The following is a 17,604-nucleotide window of genomic DNA, read 5'->3' on the forward strand; positions in this document are numbered from 1 at the left end:
AAGCTCACTCCTACAGATCAATTATTTGCTGGGTGACGGTGCAGAAGCGCCCCGAGGAGATAATCCGCCTCGGGGCACTCGGCTCAACGGTTGCGCGTCACTCGCCAGACCGTATTGGCCAGGTCGTCGGCAATGATCAGCGCACCTTTCGGGTCCACCGTGACCCCAACAGGTCGACCGCGAGTTTTGCCGTCAGCGCCACGGAAGCCTGTCGCGAAATCAACCGGCTCACCCGCAGGGCGACCGTCGTTGAACGGCACGAAAATCACCTTGTAACCCACCGGGTTTGGACGGTTCCAACTGCCATGCTCGCCAACAAATACGCCGTTGGCGAATTTCTCACCCATGGCCGGGATGGAAAAGTCGACACCCAGTGCGGCAACGTGCGAACCCAGGCTGTAATCAGGTTTGATCGCCGAGGCGACCTTGTCCGGATTCTGCGGCTGCGCGCGTGAGTCAACGTTCTGGCCCCAATAGCTGTAAGGCCAGCCGTAGAAACCGCCCTCCTTCACCGAAGTCAGATAATCCGGAACCAGATCAGGCCCCAGCTCGTCACGCTCATTGACCACCGTCCACAACTGCCCGGTTTCGGGCTGAATGGTCAACGCTGTCGGGTTACGCAGGCCCGTCGCATATGGCTTGTGCGCGCCCGTCTCGGCATCGATCTGCCAGACCATGGCGCGATCAATCTCGACTTCCATGCCGCGCTCGGTGACGTTGCTGTTCGAGCCAATGCCCACATACAGGGTGCGCCCGTCCTCACTGATGGTCAGCGCTTTGGTCCAGTGATGGTTGATCTGCGAAGGCAGTTCAGTGACCGTGGTCGGCGCACCACTGGCTTTGGTCTGGCCATCCTGATAATCGAAGCGCACCAGCGCATCCTGATTGGCCACGTACAGCTTGCCATCGGCAAACGCGAGGCCATACGGCGCGTTGAGGTTCTCAGCGAAAACCGTCTTCAACTCATAAGCGCCATCGCCATCGGCATCCCGCAGCAACGTCAGACGGTTGCCGCCTTTGACCTGCGTGTTGCCCTTCGCCTTGATCACGCTGGCGATCACATCCTTGGGCTTGAGCTTGGCTGCACTGCCGCCACGCCCTTCTGCAACCAGAATATCGCCGTTGGGCAGGACCAGCGTCTGGCGCGGAATCCTCAGGTCAGTCGCAATTGCGCTAATGCTGAAGCCCTCGGGAACGGTGGGCTTCTGATCACCCCATGCCACAGGCTCAGCGATCTTCATGCTGGGCAAAAGCGTGCGTTGCGGCTCGGGCAACTTCGGATCCGGACCGCGTGCCTGAGTGCTTTCTCCGTCGCCACCACAAGCACTCAACAACAGTGCCACGCTGATAAGAGTCAGTGCGCCTGAATGCTTCATTCCGCACCTCCCGAACGCAGATTAGTGAGGCCGATCCATGCAGCAACAACGGACAACAAGGTCACGACGATCGACAACACCAGGCCCGTTGGCATCATCGCCCAAGCGTCTTTCGCATGCTCAAACGCGTTCAGCAGACCCAACGCCCAAGTGGCGAGCAGTAGCAGGAAATACGCAACAGGACGCCCTGCCTTATGGTCCGCACGGATCAGATTGACCAGCGCAAACAACAACGCCAGGCCACAGAACAGCAGACCTCCGGCGATCAGCCACGAGGCAAAATTGGCCCATTGAATCTGGTAGGTCTGGGCGTAAGCAATGTCACTCAGCAAAGCACCGAGAAACAGCGGGACGGTACCGGCCAGCAAGATCGCATGAAGCGGGCTTGGAGTGGTCCGGTATAAGGGTTGAGTGGTAACGGTCACGGCGGCTCCTTATCGTTGAACGACCCGGTCCGAAACTCAGCGCAGATGCACTGGCAGACAGGGTCGCGCTGACTGCGCAAAGAAAAGGATCATCGCGCCAGAGCGTTAGTTCACTGAAGTTCGTGTCGAAATATTTTGAAAGGGTGTATGAAAGCGACGGGGGCCATGACCGCGTCAAAACCTCTCAAGGTTACTCCGTGCGACGGCATCCCCATGCGCCGCGGCTTTTTCCCACCATTTAATCGCCTGGGCACGGTCCTTGGGGACTCCCTCGCCCATGAAGTAGAGATTGCCCAGACTTGACTCGCCGCCAGCGTGCCCTTGCTCGGCAGCGAGACGAAACCATTTGGCAGCGGCTGAATAGTCCTGTGCAACACCCTCCCCCGTTACATATAGCATTCCAAGGTTGAACTGCGCCGACGCCCGGCCCTGCTCGGCAGCTTTTCGATACCACACGGCCGCTTCCGCCGGATCGCGGACCACGCCCGAACCGTGCTGGTAAAAAACGCCCATGTTGTGCTGAGCATAAGACTCTCCTTGCTCGGCAGCTTTGCGATACCAATACACGGCCTTGCTCTGATCCTGGACCACACCTTTACCGTCGGCATACAGCCTGGCAAGGTTGAACTGCGCAGCGGAGTCACCCTGTTCGGCCGCTTTCAGGTACAGCGCTACGGCCTCTTCATAGCTTTGGGAAACAGCTTCACCGTCTTCATACAACAAGCCAAGTCTGTTCTGAGCGCCCGCAAAACCTTGTTTGGCCGCCAAGGCGTACCAGTGAGCAGCCTCGTTGAGATTCTTGGTCTCACCCCGGCCATATTGATAAATGGCACCCAATTGAAATTGAGCGTTGACGAAACCCTGATCAGCCGACTTGCGGTAATAGCTCAGTGCCTTGGACCAATCCTGAGCCACACCCTCGCCGTGTTCGTATAGAACAGCAACGTTAAATTGCGCAACAGCATCGTTCTGCCGGGCGGCTTTGAGAAACCACGTAAACGCTTGCGCCTTGTCTTGCTCGACCCCATCGCCCCGTTCATAACGCGCGCCAAGGAGAACCTGAGCATCTGCATTGCCCGCCTGCGCTGCCCGCTCAAGGTCGCTGAGGTCAGACGCGGCGTATGCCGGCCCGGTCAACAACAGAACACTGAACACCGCCGATAACAATCGTCCGCGCTTGAAAGCTGAAAACATAACCCGTCCAGTAGATCCTGACGCAAAGGCCGATGATGCTACACCTAGCCGAAGACGATCGGCCATCGATGCAGCGGTTTTAACGAGAACCGGAACGGCGAACCTCGCTGCGTGATCCTCTCTTGCGCACCGGGTTATTAACCTGGGAGGTTCTTATCTGACATTCGACAGGCGCGCTGCGGTTCTGCGAAAGTGTTCGGGAGATACCTGATACTGATCATTAAGGACCCCGTGCCATGGAATGCCCTCCTGCTCTTCACACCTCCCGCCTGATACTCACTTCCCTGCAACTGAGTGATGCGCCTGCAATCCAGCAGCTTTTCCCACAGTGGGAAGTGGTCCGTTACCTCGACAGCCGTGTGCCGTGGCCTTATCCGGCTGACGGTGCGCTGACCTATGTACGTGACGTTGTGCTTCCTGCTATCGCGTCCGGACGTGAGTGGCACTGGATGATCCGCTTGAATACGGAACCGGCGCAGAGCATCGGCAGCATCAGTCTGTACGATCAGCCGGGTAACAACCGTGGCTTCTGGCTAGCGCCCCAATGGCAGGGGCAAGGCTACATAAGCGAGGCGTGTCAGGTGATTAACGCCTATTGGTTTGAGACGCTGGCCCGCCCGGTTATGCAGGTACCCAAAGCGGTGGGCAACCAGGCGTCGCGCAAAGTTTCCCAACGCGAAGGCATGCGGCTGGTCGACACGCAGGAAGGGCATTTCGTCTCGGGGCCTATGCTCAAGGAAATTTGGGAAATGAGCCGCGCCGAGTGGTTACAAAACAAAGCTTGAGACCTGTCCCTGCAATACGCCTCTGACCTTGAAAGGGTCGAGGCGTCCCGCGCCAAATTGTTGGCTGGCGTTGTCACACCCCCGCCTGAGCAGGCCATGTGCCAGCCACCATTGATAAATATTCTCCGTATCAAGCTGTTACGTGATTTAAATTCCTGACAAAATGAATGCTAATAATTCTCATAAGCATTAATTCTCATCGTTTTAACAGGAAGTTAGTCATGTCCCGCTCTACCCCGCTGCACTGTTTCAGTCCCTCACGCAATCTTCTGGCAATGGCCATCTGCATGGCCACCCTGACTCCGGCGATGGCCGATGACAGCAGCGAAGTGCAGGCGCAATCCAGCCCGACCACGGTAGAGCTGGGTGCCAGCGAAATTACCTCAAGCCAACTGGGCAGCACCACCGAGGGCTCCAGCTCGTACACCACCGGCGCGATGTCGACAGCCACCAAGCTGCCGCTGACCATGCGCGAAACACCACAGGCTGTCACCGTTATTACCCGTCAGCGCATGGACGATCAGGCCATGACCAGCATTAACGACGTGGTCAGAGCCTCTCCGGGGTTATTCCTCAATTACTCCAACGGTCCAGGTCGACAGTCCTACACGTCACGCGGCTTCGACATCGACAACCTCATGTACGACGGCATCCCGAGCGGCTATAACGGCGTGTCGGTCGGTGCCCAGCCCAACCTGGCGATGTTCGACAGGGTTGAGGTGGTACGCGGCGCTACCGGTCTGGTCACCGGCGCGGGCAACCCTTCAGCGGCGATCAACCTGGTGCGCAAGCGTCCATTGGCCGAGCAGAAAGTCACCCTGACCGGTGCTGCTGGCAGTTGGGATGACTATCGCGGTGAACTGGATGCCTCCAGCCCACTCAACGACAGCGGCACCCTGCGCGGCCGCGTCGTCGCTTCGTACCGCGACGCCAACAGTTTCATTGATGGCGTAGAGGAGGACCACGGTCTGTTCTACGGGGTTACCGAAGCTGACCTGAGCGACGACACGACATTGACCCTGGGCTTCTCTCATCAGAAGGACAAGACCAACTACTTCTGGGGTTCAGCGATGATTGGCGAAAATGGCCATCACCTGGACCTGCCTCGTTCGTACAATCCCGGCACCGACTGGGAGAACAAGGATCAGGAAATCAGCACCGTTTTTGCCGAGCTGCGTCAGCGTCTGGCCAATGACTGGAAACTTCAGATCAACGCCAACTACGCCGAACAGAACGCGCTGTTCTCCGGCTCCTACCAGTCACGCTGGGCCCCTGACAGGACGCTGCAGCGCACGGTTTACCAAGCCGCCAATGATGAGAATCAGGCCGGTCTGGACGCTTTCGTCAGTGGTCCGTTTGAAGCGTTCGGGCGCACACATGAGCTGGTAGTGGGCGCAAGCAAACGCATTTACGACATGACGACCCAGGACTACGACCCGTTCAATTACTTCTACTGGCCGCTCAGTGCGGGCAAACCCGACTTCGTCCACACCACCACCGGGCGCGAAGTGACGACTCAGGATGGCGTGTACATGACCACCCGCCTGAGCCTCGCCGACCCGCTGAAGCTGATCCTCGGTGGCCGCCTGGACTGGTATGACTACGACAACCGTGATGGCGATGGCGACTACAAGGTCACCCGTAACGTTACGCGCTACGCCGGTCTGATCTACGATCTGGATGATCATCACTCGGTCTATGTCAGCTACAGCGATATCTTCACCCCGCAGAGCGCCCAAGACACCTCCGGTACACCACTGAAACCGATCGTGGGTAAAAACTACGAGATCGGCATCAAGGGCGAATACTTCGACGGTGCGCTTAACGCGAGCATGGCTCTGTTTCGTGTAGATCAGGAGAATCGCGCGGTAGCCGTGGTGACGCAAGACTGCCTGCAATCCTCTTGCTCCGAGGCCTCCGGCGAGATCCGCAGCCAGGGTGTCGACTTCGAACTGCAAGGCGCGCTGACCGAAAACTGGCAGGTTGGCGGTGGCTACACCTATGCTCGTACGCACACGGTCAAGGATGCCGCAAACCCGGGCAAGGTCAACAAGCAATTTGACACCGACCTGCCTGAGCACCTGTTCAAGCTGACCACCAGTTACCACTTCCAGGGTCCGCTGGAGAAACTGCGCGTCGGCGGCAACGTCTCCTGGCAGAGCCGCATGTACAACGATATCGCCCTGGCCGATGGCGGTAGCTATCGCCTGGAACAGGGCGGCTACGCCATCACCGACCTGATGGCGGGCTACCAGGTCAACAAGCACCTGGACCTGCAGCTCAATGCCAACAACGTCTTCGACCGCAAGTACTACTCGACCATCGCCAACTCCTCAGACTACGGCGGCGACAGCTATGGCACGCCACGTAACATGATGCTGACGGCCAAATACAGCTTCTGATTGATGGCAGCATGCGGACCTGAATAAAGACGCGCCGGTTTTGATTTTTTTGCTTTGCATAAAGGCTGAATTGACCGCCAGAGGGATTGGCGGTCAATCCATACGCCAGCACCTAAAGCGGAGGACGCTGCAACTTGACCCACTCCTGCACGCTCGGTCGCTGCCATTGGCGCTGCGCATAATCCACTAGCGCGGGGGGCACCAGATCGCCATTGAGTATCAGCCGGTTAAGCATCACGGCCAGATCCATGTCAGCGATTGACCACTCGCCGAACAAGTACTCGGGGCTGTCGGCAAGCAGTATTTGTGCAGCACTGAACAGCTTGCGTGTTGCTGACTCGGCCTCTGTCGACAGCGGACCGGCTTTGTCGCCATAGAAAACAACCAGCGTGGATCGCTCCTGACGAATCGGCAGCAGATCACTGCGAATCCATGCCTGAACTTGCCGGGCTTTTGCACGCTGCCTGGAATTGTGCGGATAAACCGGAGACTGTGGGAAAACCTCTTCCAGATACTCGGTGATCGCAGAGGACTCGGACAGTGCAAAGTCTCCATGCATCAGTGTCGGTACCCGCTGAGTCAACGAAAGGCTGGCGTAATCAGCTGACTGATTTTCAGTGGCGTCCAGATCCACAGTACTCATCTCGAAATCGAGACCCTTCTCGCGCAGCACCACGAAAGCCGACATGGCATACGGGCTGGTGAATTGGGCATCAACATACAAGCGCAGGTTGTTCATAACGTCATCTCCTTATGGTGAAGAACGCACGCTACGAGGTTCGGCAAGATAAATAAAATTCATGATTTTCATGGGCGTATTCCAGAGCGGAATACGCCCATAAAATTACCCAGCACCTGTAGGAGTTCACCGAGGTTACGAGGCCAGCGATGGCGGAGTGTCAGGGAGACCGACCTCCGACAACTCCCACAGGACCGTGGCTGACTAAATTCTGCAGGAGCTGCCGAAGGCTGCGAAAGCGTTTATTCCTGACACACCGCCATCGCAGCCTTCGGCAGCTCCTACAACGAACAGGCCTTCACGCCGTCTCGCGAGCCCGTTTACGCAGCAAATCAATGAAGTGCTGCAACTCACGGCTGACCGGTTCGCCTTTGCGGCGTAGCAGGCCGAATGGTGCCATCTGCGCGTCGAGGGTGACCGGCAGCGCCTTGACCAGGCCCATCTTCAGATAGTCCCGCATCGCCGACTCGGAGAGCACCATCAGCGCATCGGTCAGTTGCACCAGTTGCTGCATCGAATACACCGAACTGCACTCGATGATGTCCGCCGGTATCGGCAGTTCAAGCTTTTGCAAGGCTTGTTCGATGGCAATGCGCGCCGGGCTGGTTTCGGGCTGCAGAATCCATGGCCAATCCCTGACCAGTTCTGCCCATTGCAACTTGCGTCGCCGGGCCAGCGGGTGGCCGCTGTGCACCACGGCAATCAGCCGCTCATTGCCCAGTGGCTCAAATTCATACTGCTCGCGGTCCGTGATGAGGTTACGCCGCGTGACCGCAATATCCACACGTCCCTGCTCCAGCAACTGCACCACCTGATCACTGGTGTCACCCATGATGCGGATGCGCAATTGCGGGTTGAGGCCTTTGATTTCAGCCACGGCATTCATCACCAGATCAGGCGCCGCGCCCATGATCGTGCCGATCGACAAATACCCGTAACCGCCCTGCTTACGCACGGCAATGTCGGCAGCGCAACGGTCCAGCCCGCTCAGCGCAGCCTCGGCGAAGCGCAACAACTCGCGGCCCAGCGCGGTCGGGCGCATGCCTCTTGGCAGACGTTCGAACAACTCACAGCCGAACATGTCTTCGATTTCCTGGAGCATGCGCGTCGCTGCGGGTTGGGACATGCTCATGCTCAGCGAAGCGCGGTGCAGGTTGAGGCTTGAGCCAAGCACCACCAGCATCTGCAGGTGCTTGTAACGCAGCCGGCCAAACAGGTGGTGGGGAGATCGCTCGATACTCATGCTGCCCTCTGCCATCGATAACTTTAAGGTATCGACTATAAGCTTAATTCGATTAGTCACGCATCCCAGGTAAGCAGTAGAGTCCTCGGCACAAGAAAACAACACCCAATGAGGTGAATCCAATGAAACACTTTACTGCCCCCTCGTTGCCCCGCGCTCCCACCCGTCCCGCAATGCCGCATACCCCGACGTCTGAATGGCTGTCGAGGCTCCGCGCCTAAAAAACTCAACGCTCAATCCAAGCCGTTACGCAGTTCAATAATTCCAAAAAGGAAACTGACGTGAACACTCTACCCGCGACTTTACTGCGCAAGGTCTCCTGGCGGCTGCTGCCGTTTCTCCTGCTGATGTACATCATGGCGTTCCTTGATCGTGCCAACGTCGGCTTTGCCAAGCAGGCGTTTCAGGCCGATACCGGAATCAGTGACGCCGCTTTCGCGTTTGGTGCTGGCGTGTTCTTCGCCGGATACGCGTTGCTGGAAGTACCCAGCAACCTGATCATGCACAAGGTCGGCGCTCGCTTGTGGATGTGCCGGATCATGGTGACCTGGGGCCTCGTCTCCGCCGCCATGATGTTTGCGCACAACGAAACCACCTTCTACATCCTGAGATTCCTGCTGGGTGTCGCAGAAGCGGGCTTCTTCCCGGGCGTGATCCTGTACCTCACCTACTGGTTCCCCAGCGCATCACGCGGCAAGGCCATGGGCTTCTTCTATTTCGGCGCACCGCTGGCGTTTATTTTCGGCAGCCCGTTGTCAGGCTTGCTGCTTGAACTGGACGGCTTCATGGGCACCCATGGCTGGCAGTGGCTGTTTGCGGTCGAAGGGTTAATGGCCAGCGTGGTCGGTGTCTGGGCCTACTTCTACCTGGACAATCGCCCTGCCGACGCCAAGTGGCTTACGCCAGAAGAGCGTAACCAGTTGCAAGCGGTGCTGGATGCTGAGGACAGCCAAAAGCAATCCCATGGCAGCCTGCTGAAAATCCTTTGTCAGCCTGCGGTTCTGTACTTGTGCCTGATTTATATGCTGATTCAGGCCAGTGTTTACGGTGTGGTTTTCTACCTGCCAAGCCAGGTCGCAGGATTGCTGGGCACCAAAGTCGGCTTGATGGTCGGCCTGGTCAGCGCCATCCCGTGGATATGCGCGTTACTGGCCGCATGGAAAATCCCCGGTATTGCTGATCGTACCGGCCAGCGCCGCACGGTGGCGGCCTTGACTCTGGTGGTGTCGGGCTTGGGGATCGCCGCATCGGTGACCTTCGCCAGCCCATTGCTCGGCATCCTTGCGCTGTGCTTCGCCGCTTCGGGTTTCATCGCGGTACAACCGGTGTTCTGGACATTCCCCGGTAGCTTCCTGGCAGGTGCTGCCGCAGCCGGTGCCATCGCGCTGATCAACTCTTTCGGTGCGCTGGGCGGGTTCATTGCGCCGATCCTGAAGAACTGGGCAGAAGCCTCCTTTCATTCTCCGGCAGCCGGCTTGTACGTGCTGGCCGTCACGACACTCATTGCCGCAGCCCTGATCATGGGCATTCGCCCGCCGAGTCAGGCTGTCCCTCGCAAGCAACCGACTTTTCAAGTCTGACCAGGAGGAATCACATCATGGCCATTCCAACCATCAAACATGTTCGCGCCTTTGTCTTGCGCGGCGGTGGCGCCGACTATCACGATCAGGGCGACGGCCACTGGATCGACGACCACATCGCCACGCCGATGAGCAAATACCCGGAGTACCGCCAGAGCCGTCGCAGCTTCGGTATCAACGTGCTCGGCACTCTGGTGGTCGAGGTCGAGGACTCGGAAGGCAACATCGGCTTCGCCGTCACCACGGGCGGCGAGCCTGCGGCCTATATCGTCGAAAAACACCTGGCGCGCTTTGTTGAGGGCGCGAAGGTCACCGACATCGAGCGCATCTGGGATCAGATGTATTTCTCGTCCCAGTACTACGGCCGTAAAGGGCTGGTGATCAACACGATCTCCGGCATTGACCTGGCGCTGTGGGACTTGCTCGGCAAGGTCCGCAAGGAGCCGGTGCACCAATTACTCGGCGGCGCGGTACGTGACGAACTGCAGTTCTACGCCACCGGCGCCCGTCCGGACCTGGCACAAAAAATGGGTTTTATCGGTGGCAAGCTGCCGCTTCACCATGGCCCGGCAGAAGGCGAAGAAGGCCTGCGCAAGAACCTCGAAGAACTGGCGGTGATGCGCGAGCGCGTCGGCAAGGACTTCTGGCTGATGCTCGATTGCTGGATGAGCCTGGACCTCAACTACGCCACGCGTCTGGCCCAAGGTGCCCATGAGTTTGGTCTGAAATGGATCGAAGAGGCGCTGTCACCTGACGATTACTGGGGTTACGCCGCGCTTAAAAAAGCCGTGCCCACCGGCATGCTGGTCACCACCGGCGAGCATGAAGCAACACGCTGGGGCTTCCGGATGCTGCTGGAAATGGGCTGCTGCGACATCATCCAGCCGGATGTCGGCTGGTGTGGCGGTATCACCGAACTGATCAAGATCTCGGCGCTGGCCGATGCCCACAGTGCAATGGTCGTGCCTCACGGTTCGTCTGTTTACAGCTATCACTTTGTGGCCACGCGCACCAACAGCCCATTCGCTGAATTCCTGATGATGGCGCCCAAGGCCGACGAAGTCGTGCCGATGTTCCACCCTCAACTGCTCGGCGAACCGGTGCCGGAGAACGGTCGCATGCGTCTTTCGAAACTCGATCAACCAGGCTTTGGCGTGACGTTGAACCCTGAGTGCCAACTGCATCGCCCTTACCAGCACTGAGTCAGCCAACCCTGGATGTCGGGCCCAGCCCGACAGGAGTCCCTATGAAAATGCCACGCAACGGCTTCAAGGCCGCCTTGGCCAAAGGCGAGCCGCAATACGGTATCTGGGCAGGATTTGCCACAGGCTATGGCGCCGAAATCACCGCCAGCTTCGGCTACGACTGGATGCTCATCGATGGCGAACACGCACCCAATACCGTGCCTTCGATCCTCGCCCAGCTACAGGCAGTGGCGCCCTACTCCACAGCGCCGATCGTACGCGCCGTGAGTCACGATCCGGTGCTGATCAAACAGTTGCTGGATATCGGCACTCAGACACTGATGATCCCCATGGTCGAGACCGCCGCGCAGGCTCGCGCGCTGGTACAGGCCACCCGCTATCCGCCACACGGCATTCGCGGCGTCGGCGGCGGTTTGACCCGCGCCACACGCTGGGACGGCGTGCCGGACTACATCAATACCGCCCATGAAGAGCTCTGCCTGATTGTGCAGGTCGAGTCCCGCGCGGGCGTGGATAACGTCGCGGAAATTGCCGCCGTGGAAGGCGTTGATGCGGTGTTCATCGGCCCGGCGGATTTGTCCACGGGGCTGGGCCATATCGGCAATCCGTCACACCCTGAAGTGCAGGAAAAAATCCGCCACGCCATTGATGCCACGCTTGCGGCCGGGAAAATCAGCGGGATTCTGGCCCCGGCTGAAGAGGACGCCCGCCGCTATCAAAGCTGGGGGTGTCAGTTCATCGCCGTGGCCATCGACATCAGCCTGATGCGCCAGGCGGCACTCAACAACCTCGCGCTTTATCGTGACGCCACCGAACAACGCCCGGCCTCACGCACCTATTGACTGGAAGGAGCCCGACCATGTCTTCAGTACCGGTTTACGAAAACTACATCAACGGCGAATTTGTCCCCAGCGCCGAACACTTTGAAGTGCTCAACCCGGCCACTGGCGCCGTGCTTGCCAAAGTCCCCGCATCAGATGCGGATCAAGTGGATCGTGCGCTGGCCGCTGCCCGCTCGGCTCAGTCGGCATGGGCAAAACGTCCGGCCAACGAGCGTGCAGGTTATCTGCGCAAAATCGCCAGCAAGCTGCGCGAAAACGTCGCCCACCTGGCCCGCACCATCACTCTGGAACAAGGCAAGATCTACGCGCTGGCAGAAGTAGAGGTCAACTTTACTGCGGACTACCTCGACTATATGGCCGAGTGGGCACGGCGCATTGAAGGTGAAATCATCACCAGCGATCGTCCCGGCGAGAACATCTTCATGTTTCGCAAACCGCTGGGTGTAGTAGCAGGGATCCTGCCGTGGAATTTCCCGTTCTTCCTGATCGCCCGCAAGATGGCTCCTGCACTGGTGACAGGCAACACCATCGTCATCAAGCCCAGCGAAGAGACACCCAACAACTGCTTCGAGTTTGCCCGACTGGTCGCTGAAACCGACCTTCCTGCGGGCGTGTTCAACGTGGTCTGCGGCGATGGCCGGGTCGGTGCAGCGCTGACCTCACATCAGCAAGTGAACATGATCAGCTTCACCGGCAGCGTTGAAACCGGGGCGCGAATCATGAGCGCCGCAGCGCCCAACATCACCAAACTCAACCTTGAACTGGGCGGCAAAGCGCCCGCCATTGTGCTCGCCGATGCGGACCTGGACCTTGCCGTCAAAGCCATTCGCGATTCGCGGATCATCAACACCGGCCAGGTGTGCAACTGCGCTGAGCGGGTGTACGTCGAACGGGGCGTCGCCGACGAATTCATCGACAGGATCAGCGCTGCCATGGCCGCGACCCGCTACGGAGATCCACTGGCCGACAGCTCGGTAGAAATGGGCCCGCTGATCAACCGGCAAGGACTGGAAAGCGTCGCCGCCAAAGTCAAAAAAGCCCAGGCACAGGGCGCCAGCCTGATCACCGGCGGCAACATCGCTGACCTCGGTCAAGGCTTTCACTTCCAGCCAACCGTGTTGACGGGTTGCAGCGCGGACATGGAAATCATGCGCAAGGAAATATTTGGCCCGGTGCTGCCTATCCAGATCGTCGATGACCTGGATGAAGCCATTGCCCTGGCCAACGACTGCGAATACGGCCTGACGTCGTCGCTGTACACCAGGGATCTGAGCAAGGCCATGTACGCCATCCGCGAAATCGACTTTGGCGAGACGTACATCAACCGTGAGAATTTCGAGGCCATGCAGGGCTTCCACGCGGGAGTCAGAAAGTCCGGTGTGGGCGGCGCGGACGGCAAGCATGGCTTGTATGAGTACACCCATACGCATGTTGTCTACCTTCAGGCTTGAAGCACCGTCGGGGCGCATTAGCTGGACGGAATGTGCCCCGACTTTTTCCGCTTTTTCGCCACGCCCCGGATACAGCCGATGTAATCAGGGCGTTTACCGTTCAGCGAGAGGTCCTGAAAACCTTGTAGACGACTGGTCAGTTATGTTTTAGCATCGCCGCCATTATGAAGAAACCTAACCACGACATGCGTCAGCACATCCTTGATGTGGCTCGCTCGCTTATGACGAACAAGGGCTACACCGCTGTCGGTCTCGCCGAGGTCGTGAGCGCTGCGGGCGTGCCCAAAGGCTCGTTTTACTACTACTTCAAATCCAAGGAAGAATTCGGCGAAGCGCTGCTTGAAGAGTACTTCTCCGAATATCTGGGCCGTGTCGACGCGCTGATGGCGCAACCAGGCAATGGCGCAGAACGACTATGGGCCTACTTCAATTACTGGAAGGACACACAGGGCACCGACCTCCCCGACGGCAAGTGCCTGGTCGTCAAGCTAGGCCCGGAGGTGTGCGACCTGTCTGACGGCATGCGCAAGGTCCTTGAGAGCGGTACGGCAAAGATCATTCAGCGCATCACCACGTGCGTTGATCTGGGTATCGCCGATGACAGCCTGCATCCTGGAGAAGACAGCCGCGCGTTTGCCGAGGGCCTTTACCAGCTCTGGCTCGGGGCCTCGCTGTTAGTGAAAGTAAACAAGTCTACAGACTCCTTCGACACCGCTCTGAACATGAGCAAGCGCCTACTGAGGTAGTGCGCTTTTTTTTAGCGCATTTTAGTAGACGACCGGTCAGTTATAACCATCAACTTTGCAGGTAAACCAATCAATGAACGACATCAGCACGACCACCGATCTTTTCTCGCCGGTTCGTATGGGCTCCATCGAGCTGGCCAACCGCATTGTCATGGCCCCCGTCACGCGCAGTCGCTATGACGAGGACGGCGTTCCTGGTGATCTACACGCCACTTATTACGCACAACGCGCCAGCGCCGGGCTTATCGTCGCCGAGGCGACCAATATTTCCGCTCAGGGCAGAGGCTATGCCGCAACACCTGGGATCTGGAACGACGAACAAGTCGCCGGTTGGCGCAAAGTGACGGACGCGGTGCATGCAGCAGGCGGCAAGATCGTCAGCCAGTTGTGGCATGTCGGTCGCTTCTCCAGCGTCGACCTGCAACCTGACGGTCAGGCACCGGTCGCGCCCTCCGCCATCAAAGCCGACGGCAACACGTATACGGCCAATGGTTTTGTCCCGGTGTCGATGCCCCGCGCACTGGAAACCGATGAGATCCCCGGCATTATCGATCAGTACAAACTGGCTGCCGAAAACGCCAAACGTGCCGGCTTCGATGGCGTTGAAGTCCACTCGGCCAACAGCTACCTGCTGGACCAGTTTCTGCGCGACTCCACTAATCAACGCACGGATCAATACGGCGGCTCGATTGAAAACCGCGCCCGCCTGACGCTGGAAGTGACCCAGGCCATCGTCGATATCTGGGGCAATGATCGCGTCGGTATTCGCCTCTCGCCGGTCACGCCGGACGCGGGCAACACCCCGCCGGACAGCAATGTCATGGGCCTGCATGGTTACCTGATCCAGCAACTCAACACGCTCAATCTGGCGTATTTGCACTTCGTCGAAGGCGCCACGGCCACGTCACGTGAAGTTCCTGAAGGCGTCGATATGGACGCACTGAGCGCGCAGTTCAATGGCACCTTCATCGGCAACAACAACTATGACCTGGACATGGCAATCGAGCGCCGGACGCAAGGCAAGATCGACGCAGTGGCGTTCGGACGCCTGTTTATCTCAAACCCGGATCTGGTCAAGCGCCTGCGCTACGGCGCCGAACTGACCATCGCGCCCCGCGAGTCGTACTACGGCGGTGGCGCCAAGGGCTACACCGACTGGCCTCTCGGTCACTACTGATTACCCGAGCAACAAAACGTCACCGTCAACGACCTCGTTTCATCGGGTGATCAATTCAACCAACAAAAGGAAGACCTGTTCATGAGCAAAAACATCAAAGCAGTACCGACCAGCGACTACAACGCCGTGATTGAAACAGCGGGCAAATATGTCGAAGGCCTGCGCACTGGCAGCGTCGCCACCATCGAAGAAGCCTTCCACAAGGACGCGGTCATGTATGGCTTCACCAATGGCCAACTATTGGGCGGGCCGATCAGCAATCTTTACACCTTTGTTGAAAGCAACGGCAATGCCCCGGACATCACCACGCGTCTGGATGTCCTCGCCATTACTCCCACCACCGCGGTAGTGCGCGTCGACATGGAAAAAGATGCCATCGGTGCCGATTACAACGACTACCTGACGCTGCTCAAAATCGACGGCAACTGGAAGGTGATCGCCAAGGTCTACCACCAGTTCGAAGGTTAAAAACATACTGCGATGTGCCGGTACACCACACACCGGCACGTCCGCCATCAGGAGCATCGCATGTCTAACGTGTTCGTCATCGGCGCTGCCGGTAAGGTCGCACGCCACCTGATCCCCAGGCTCAGTGCTGCCGGTCATGAAGTAGTAGCGCTTCATCGCAAACCAGAGCAGGCAGAGCCACTCAAAGCGCAGGGCGCTACGCCTCTGCTGGGTAACCTCATCGAGCTGGACTCTACGCAACTAAGCGATGCAATGGCAGGCAGCGACACCGTGGTGTTCACCGCCGGAGCTGGCGGCGCAGGCATGGAACTGACCAATGCCATTGATGGCAAAGCACTGGAAACAGCGGTCAATGCAGCACAAACAGCAGGCGTACGCCGCTTCTTGCTGGTATCGGCTTTCCCGGAAGCGCTACGAGGTGGAGAAACCTCTGAAGGATTCGAGAACTACATGAAGGTCAAGAAGCAGGCCGATGTCGTCCTGGCATCTTCTGAACTGGATTGGGTCATCCTCAGGCCTGGCACCCTCGTCGACCGCCCCGGTACCGGTAACGTTCGGGCAGGCCTCGCCATTCCGTATGGCGAGATTTCCCGCGACGACGTTGCCGCCTTTCTGGCTGAGCTGATCGAAAACCCTCAGGCATCACGAGTCATCATCGAGCTCACTCAAGGGACGACCCCTGTCGATGTAGCTGCGAGAAGTTTCTGAACCAACGTGAATGTGGTCGTCGGTACACATTCCTGACGATACACATGTGGCGGATGTACCGGCCTCTTCCCGAATAAATTCGGTCCTACAGGCGGGGCGTCATACTTGTGCGCGCAGGCCTGACGTCTCGCGACCTGGTTCACTCTGATTGGTAGCACGTACCTTGGCCACTGCTGTCATTGACCAATCAGCTCATGAGCAGTAGCCGCCAATTGCTCACCCACCCGTGCCTTCAGCGTATCGATAAAGCGGCTGATCTTCGCATCGACGAACTGGCGAGAGGTATAGACCGCGTAAACGTTGCGCTCGTGGGTATGGAAGTCCGGCAAGACCCGCACCAGTTTCCCTGAGCGCAAATCGTCGATGGCTGAAAAACCGGCCAGCAAGCCGATGCCTGCTCCGTCGCGCACCGCAACAGCCATGGCCTCCATATCGTTCACGCTGAAGCCAGGCCCCGTGGGCACGAAGGTGGCGCTGCCGGTTTTGCTCTTCAGTTGCCACTCATCTCGTGCGTAGTCGACGGTGCCCAGCAACAGGCATTGGTGATCGCTCAGATCCTGCGGGTCCTGTGGTGCTGCGTGCCGTGACAGATAGTCAGGCGACGCCACCAGCACGCAGTGACTGACTCCGATTTTCTGGCTGACATAGGCCGAATCCGGCAGCGTTCGGGCAATCAGAATGGAGACATCCAGTTGGTCTTCAAGCAGGTTCGGCATGCGTTGCGAGAGCAGCAAATCCACGGTGACCTCCGGGAATTTCCTGCGGTACTCCAGCGCCGCACACGTGACGAGGTGGCGCGCAAGACCCGGCACGCAATGCACGCGTAGCGTGCCCCTGGGTTCCAGCAGTGCATTGCTCGCCTCGGCCTCCGCGTTCTCTAGGTCAGCGAGGATTGTCTTGCATCGCTCGTAAAACCGCCGCCCCGCATCGGTCACCGAAAGACGTCGGGTGGAGCGTTGCAGCAGACGAGCATCAAGCATCGTTTCCAGGGCAGAAACCGCTCGGGACACATTGCCGACCGTCGATTCGAGATGGTTGGCCACAGCGGTGAAACTGCCCATCTCTACGACCTTTACGTACACAGACATATTAGAAAACTTGTCCATCTGTTGCGTCCTTAAAGCCTGTTGCGCAGCGGTGAAGCGGCATCATCGCCGCTCATTATTGGCAGTGCAACCCGCTCTGCCCGGACTGATATTTCCTTTTGACACAACAATGATTCCCTTCTTGCCGGCTAAATCAAATGCGTTGCCCTCCATAGAC

Annotated in this window: 16 protein-coding genes; 10 read left to right on the top strand and 6 right to left on the bottom strand. The window is 58.4% G+C overall.

Features of this window, described 5'->3' with window-relative positions; translation table 11 throughout:
* Positions 1–83 precede the first annotated feature (83 nt).
* The 3 genes from EE949_RS13815 to EE949_RS13825 all read right to left on the bottom strand — a co-directional run bounded on the left by EE949_RS13815 (position 84) and on the right by EE949_RS13825 (position 2,995).
* Entirely contained in the window at positions 84–1,376 is a 1,293-nt protein-coding gene (locus EE949_RS13815; protein WP_122664789.1) for a PQQ-dependent sugar dehydrogenase, read from the bottom strand.
* The gene (locus EE949_RS13820) at positions 1,373–1,801 is read right to left on the bottom strand and encodes a DUF2231 domain-containing protein (RefSeq protein WP_122664790.1); all 429 of its coding nucleotides are present in this window, start codon (positions 1,799–1,801) and stop codon (positions 1,373–1,375) included. The genes EE949_RS13815 and EE949_RS13820 overlap by 4 nt, the downstream gene beginning before the upstream one ends.
* 174 nt (positions 1,802–1,975) lie before the next feature.
* Positions 1,976–2,995 carry an SEL1-like repeat protein gene (locus tag EE949_RS13825; RefSeq protein ID WP_162874468.1) on the bottom strand — a complete coding sequence of 340 codons (1,020 nt, stop codon included), beginning with the start codon at positions 2,993–2,995 and terminating at the stop codon, positions 1,976–1,978.
* A gap of 236 nt (positions 2,996–3,231) precedes the next feature.
* On the opposite strand from EE949_RS13825, the gene EE949_RS13830 reads away from it, so the two are divergent.
* Positions 3,232–3,780, top strand: a complete 549-nt coding sequence (locus EE949_RS13830) for a GNAT family N-acetyltransferase (protein WP_122664792.1) — start codon at positions 3,232–3,234, stop codon at positions 3,778–3,780.
* Positions 3,781–4,001: 221 nt separating this feature from the next.
* Positions 4,002–6,182: a TonB-dependent siderophore receptor gene (locus EE949_RS13835; RefSeq protein WP_122664793.1), complete on the top strand. Its 2,181-nt coding sequence runs from the start codon at positions 4,002–4,004 to the stop codon at positions 6,180–6,182.
* 112 nt (positions 6,183–6,294) lie between these two features.
* Here the strand turns inward: EE949_RS13835 and yfcF are convergent, their stop codons facing one another.
* On the bottom strand, positions 6,295–6,921 hold the full coding sequence (gene yfcF / locus EE949_RS13840; protein WP_122664794.1) for a glutathione transferase: 627 nt from the start codon (positions 6,919–6,921) through the stop codon (positions 6,295–6,297).
* Between the two features lie 298 nt (positions 6,922–7,219).
* A complete protein-coding gene (locus EE949_RS13845; protein WP_122664795.1) occupies positions 7,220–8,164 on the bottom strand; it encodes a LysR family transcriptional regulator in 945 nt (314 codons plus the stop codon).
* 281 nt (positions 8,165–8,445) lie between these two features.
* Here EE949_RS13845 and EE949_RS13850 point away from each other — a divergent pair, with 281 nt between their 5' ends.
* The 8 genes from EE949_RS13850 to EE949_RS13885 all read left to right on the top strand — a co-directional run bounded on the left by EE949_RS13850 (position 8,446) and on the right by EE949_RS13885 (position 16,341).
* Positions 8,446–9,744 carry an MFS transporter gene (locus tag EE949_RS13850; protein WP_099269777.1) on the top strand — a complete coding sequence of 433 codons (1,299 nt, stop codon included), beginning with the start codon at positions 8,446–8,448 and terminating at the stop codon, positions 9,742–9,744.
* Positions 9,745–9,761: 17 nt separating this feature from the next.
* Complete coding sequence (rhmD, locus tag EE949_RS13855; protein WP_122664796.1) at positions 9,762–10,946, top strand: L-rhamnonate dehydratase; 1,185 nt, start codon at positions 9,762–9,764, stop codon at positions 10,944–10,946.
* A gap of 44 nt (positions 10,947–10,990) precedes the next feature.
* On the top strand, positions 10,991–11,791 hold the full coding sequence (locus EE949_RS13860) for an HpcH/HpaI aldolase family protein (protein WP_122664797.1): 801 nt from the start codon (positions 10,991–10,993) through the stop codon (positions 11,789–11,791).
* A gap of 17 nt (positions 11,792–11,808) precedes the next feature.
* On the top strand, positions 11,809–13,242 hold the full coding sequence (gene aldA, locus EE949_RS13865) for an aldehyde dehydrogenase (RefSeq protein WP_122664798.1): 1,434 nt from the start codon (positions 11,809–11,811) through the stop codon (positions 13,240–13,242).
* A 164-nt stretch (positions 13,243–13,406) separates the two neighbouring features.
* Entirely contained in the window at positions 13,407–13,988 is a 582-nt protein-coding gene (locus EE949_RS13870; RefSeq protein WP_122664799.1) for a TetR/AcrR family transcriptional regulator, read from the top strand.
* Positions 13,989–14,061: 73 nt separating this feature from the next.
* The gene (locus tag EE949_RS13875) at positions 14,062–15,165 is read left to right on the top strand and encodes an alkene reductase (RefSeq protein WP_122664800.1); all 1,104 of its coding nucleotides are present in this window, start codon (positions 14,062–14,064) and stop codon (positions 15,163–15,165) included.
* An 81-nt stretch (positions 15,166–15,246) separates the two neighbouring features.
* A complete protein-coding gene (locus EE949_RS13880) occupies positions 15,247–15,633 on the top strand; it encodes a nuclear transport factor 2 family protein (RefSeq protein ID WP_122664801.1) in 387 nt (128 codons plus the stop codon).
* A 60-nt stretch (positions 15,634–15,693) separates the two neighbouring features.
* Positions 15,694–16,341: an NAD(P)-binding oxidoreductase gene (locus tag EE949_RS13885; RefSeq protein WP_122664802.1), complete on the top strand. Its 648-nt coding sequence runs from the start codon at positions 15,694–15,696 to the stop codon at positions 16,339–16,341.
* 176 nt (positions 16,342–16,517) lie between these two features.
* Here the strand turns inward: EE949_RS13885 and EE949_RS13890 are convergent, their stop codons facing one another.
* Positions 16,518–17,447 carry a LysR family transcriptional regulator gene (locus EE949_RS13890; RefSeq protein ID WP_122664803.1) on the bottom strand — a complete coding sequence of 310 codons (930 nt, stop codon included), beginning with the start codon at positions 17,445–17,447 and terminating at the stop codon, positions 16,518–16,520.
* Positions 17,448–17,604 lie beyond the last annotated feature (157 nt).

Origin of the sequence: Pseudomonas viridiflava (assembly GCF_900602065.1) — a bacterium.
In the GTDB taxonomy this organism is placed as follows: Bacteria; Pseudomonadota; Gammaproteobacteria; order Pseudomonadales; family Pseudomonadaceae; genus Aquipseudomonas.

Excerpts from the sequence above, each read along its gene's own strand:
- EE949_RS13835 (WP_122664793.1), top strand. The coding sequence starts at position 4,002 with ATGTCCCGCTCTACCCCGCTGCACTGTTTCAGTCCCTCACGCAATCTT.
- EE949_RS13875 (WP_122664800.1), top strand. The coding sequence starts at position 14,062 with ATGAACGACATCAGCACGACCACCGATCTTTTCTCGCCGGTTCGTATG.
- EE949_RS13825 (WP_162874468.1), bottom strand. The coding sequence starts at position 2,995 with ATGTTTTCAGCTTTCAAGCGCGGACGATTGTTATCGGCGGTGTTCAGT.
- EE949_RS13885 (WP_122664802.1), top strand. The coding sequence starts at position 15,694 with ATGTCTAACGTGTTCGTCATCGGCGCTGCCGGTAAGGTCGCACGCCAC.
- EE949_RS13890 (WP_122664803.1), bottom strand. The coding sequence starts at position 17,447 with ATGGACAAGTTTTCTAATATGTCTGTGTACGTAAAGGTCGTAGAGATG.
- EE949_RS13860 (WP_122664797.1), top strand. The coding sequence starts at position 10,991 with ATGAAAATGCCACGCAACGGCTTCAAGGCCGCCTTGGCCAAAGGCGAG.
- rhmD (WP_122664796.1), top strand. The coding sequence starts at position 9,762 with ATGGCCATTCCAACCATCAAACATGTTCGCGCCTTTGTCTTGCGCGGC.
- yfcF (WP_122664794.1), bottom strand. The coding sequence starts at position 6,921 with ATGAACAACCTGCGCTTGTATGTTGATGCCCAATTCACCAGCCCGTAT.
- EE949_RS13870 (WP_122664799.1), top strand. The coding sequence starts at position 13,407 with ATGAAGAAACCTAACCACGACATGCGTCAGCACATCCTTGATGTGGCT.
- EE949_RS13880 (WP_122664801.1), top strand. The coding sequence starts at position 15,247 with ATGAGCAAAAACATCAAAGCAGTACCGACCAGCGACTACAACGCCGTG.
- EE949_RS13830 (WP_122664792.1), top strand. The coding sequence starts at position 3,232 with ATGGAATGCCCTCCTGCTCTTCACACCTCCCGCCTGATACTCACTTCC.
- EE949_RS13845 (WP_122664795.1), bottom strand. The coding sequence starts at position 8,164 with ATGAGTATCGAGCGATCTCCCCACCACCTGTTTGGCCGGCTGCGTTAC.
- aldA (WP_122664798.1), top strand. The coding sequence starts at position 11,809 with ATGTCTTCAGTACCGGTTTACGAAAACTACATCAACGGCGAATTTGTC.
- EE949_RS13815 (WP_122664789.1), bottom strand. The coding sequence starts at position 1,376 with ATGAAGCATTCAGGCGCACTGACTCTTATCAGCGTGGCACTGTTGTTG.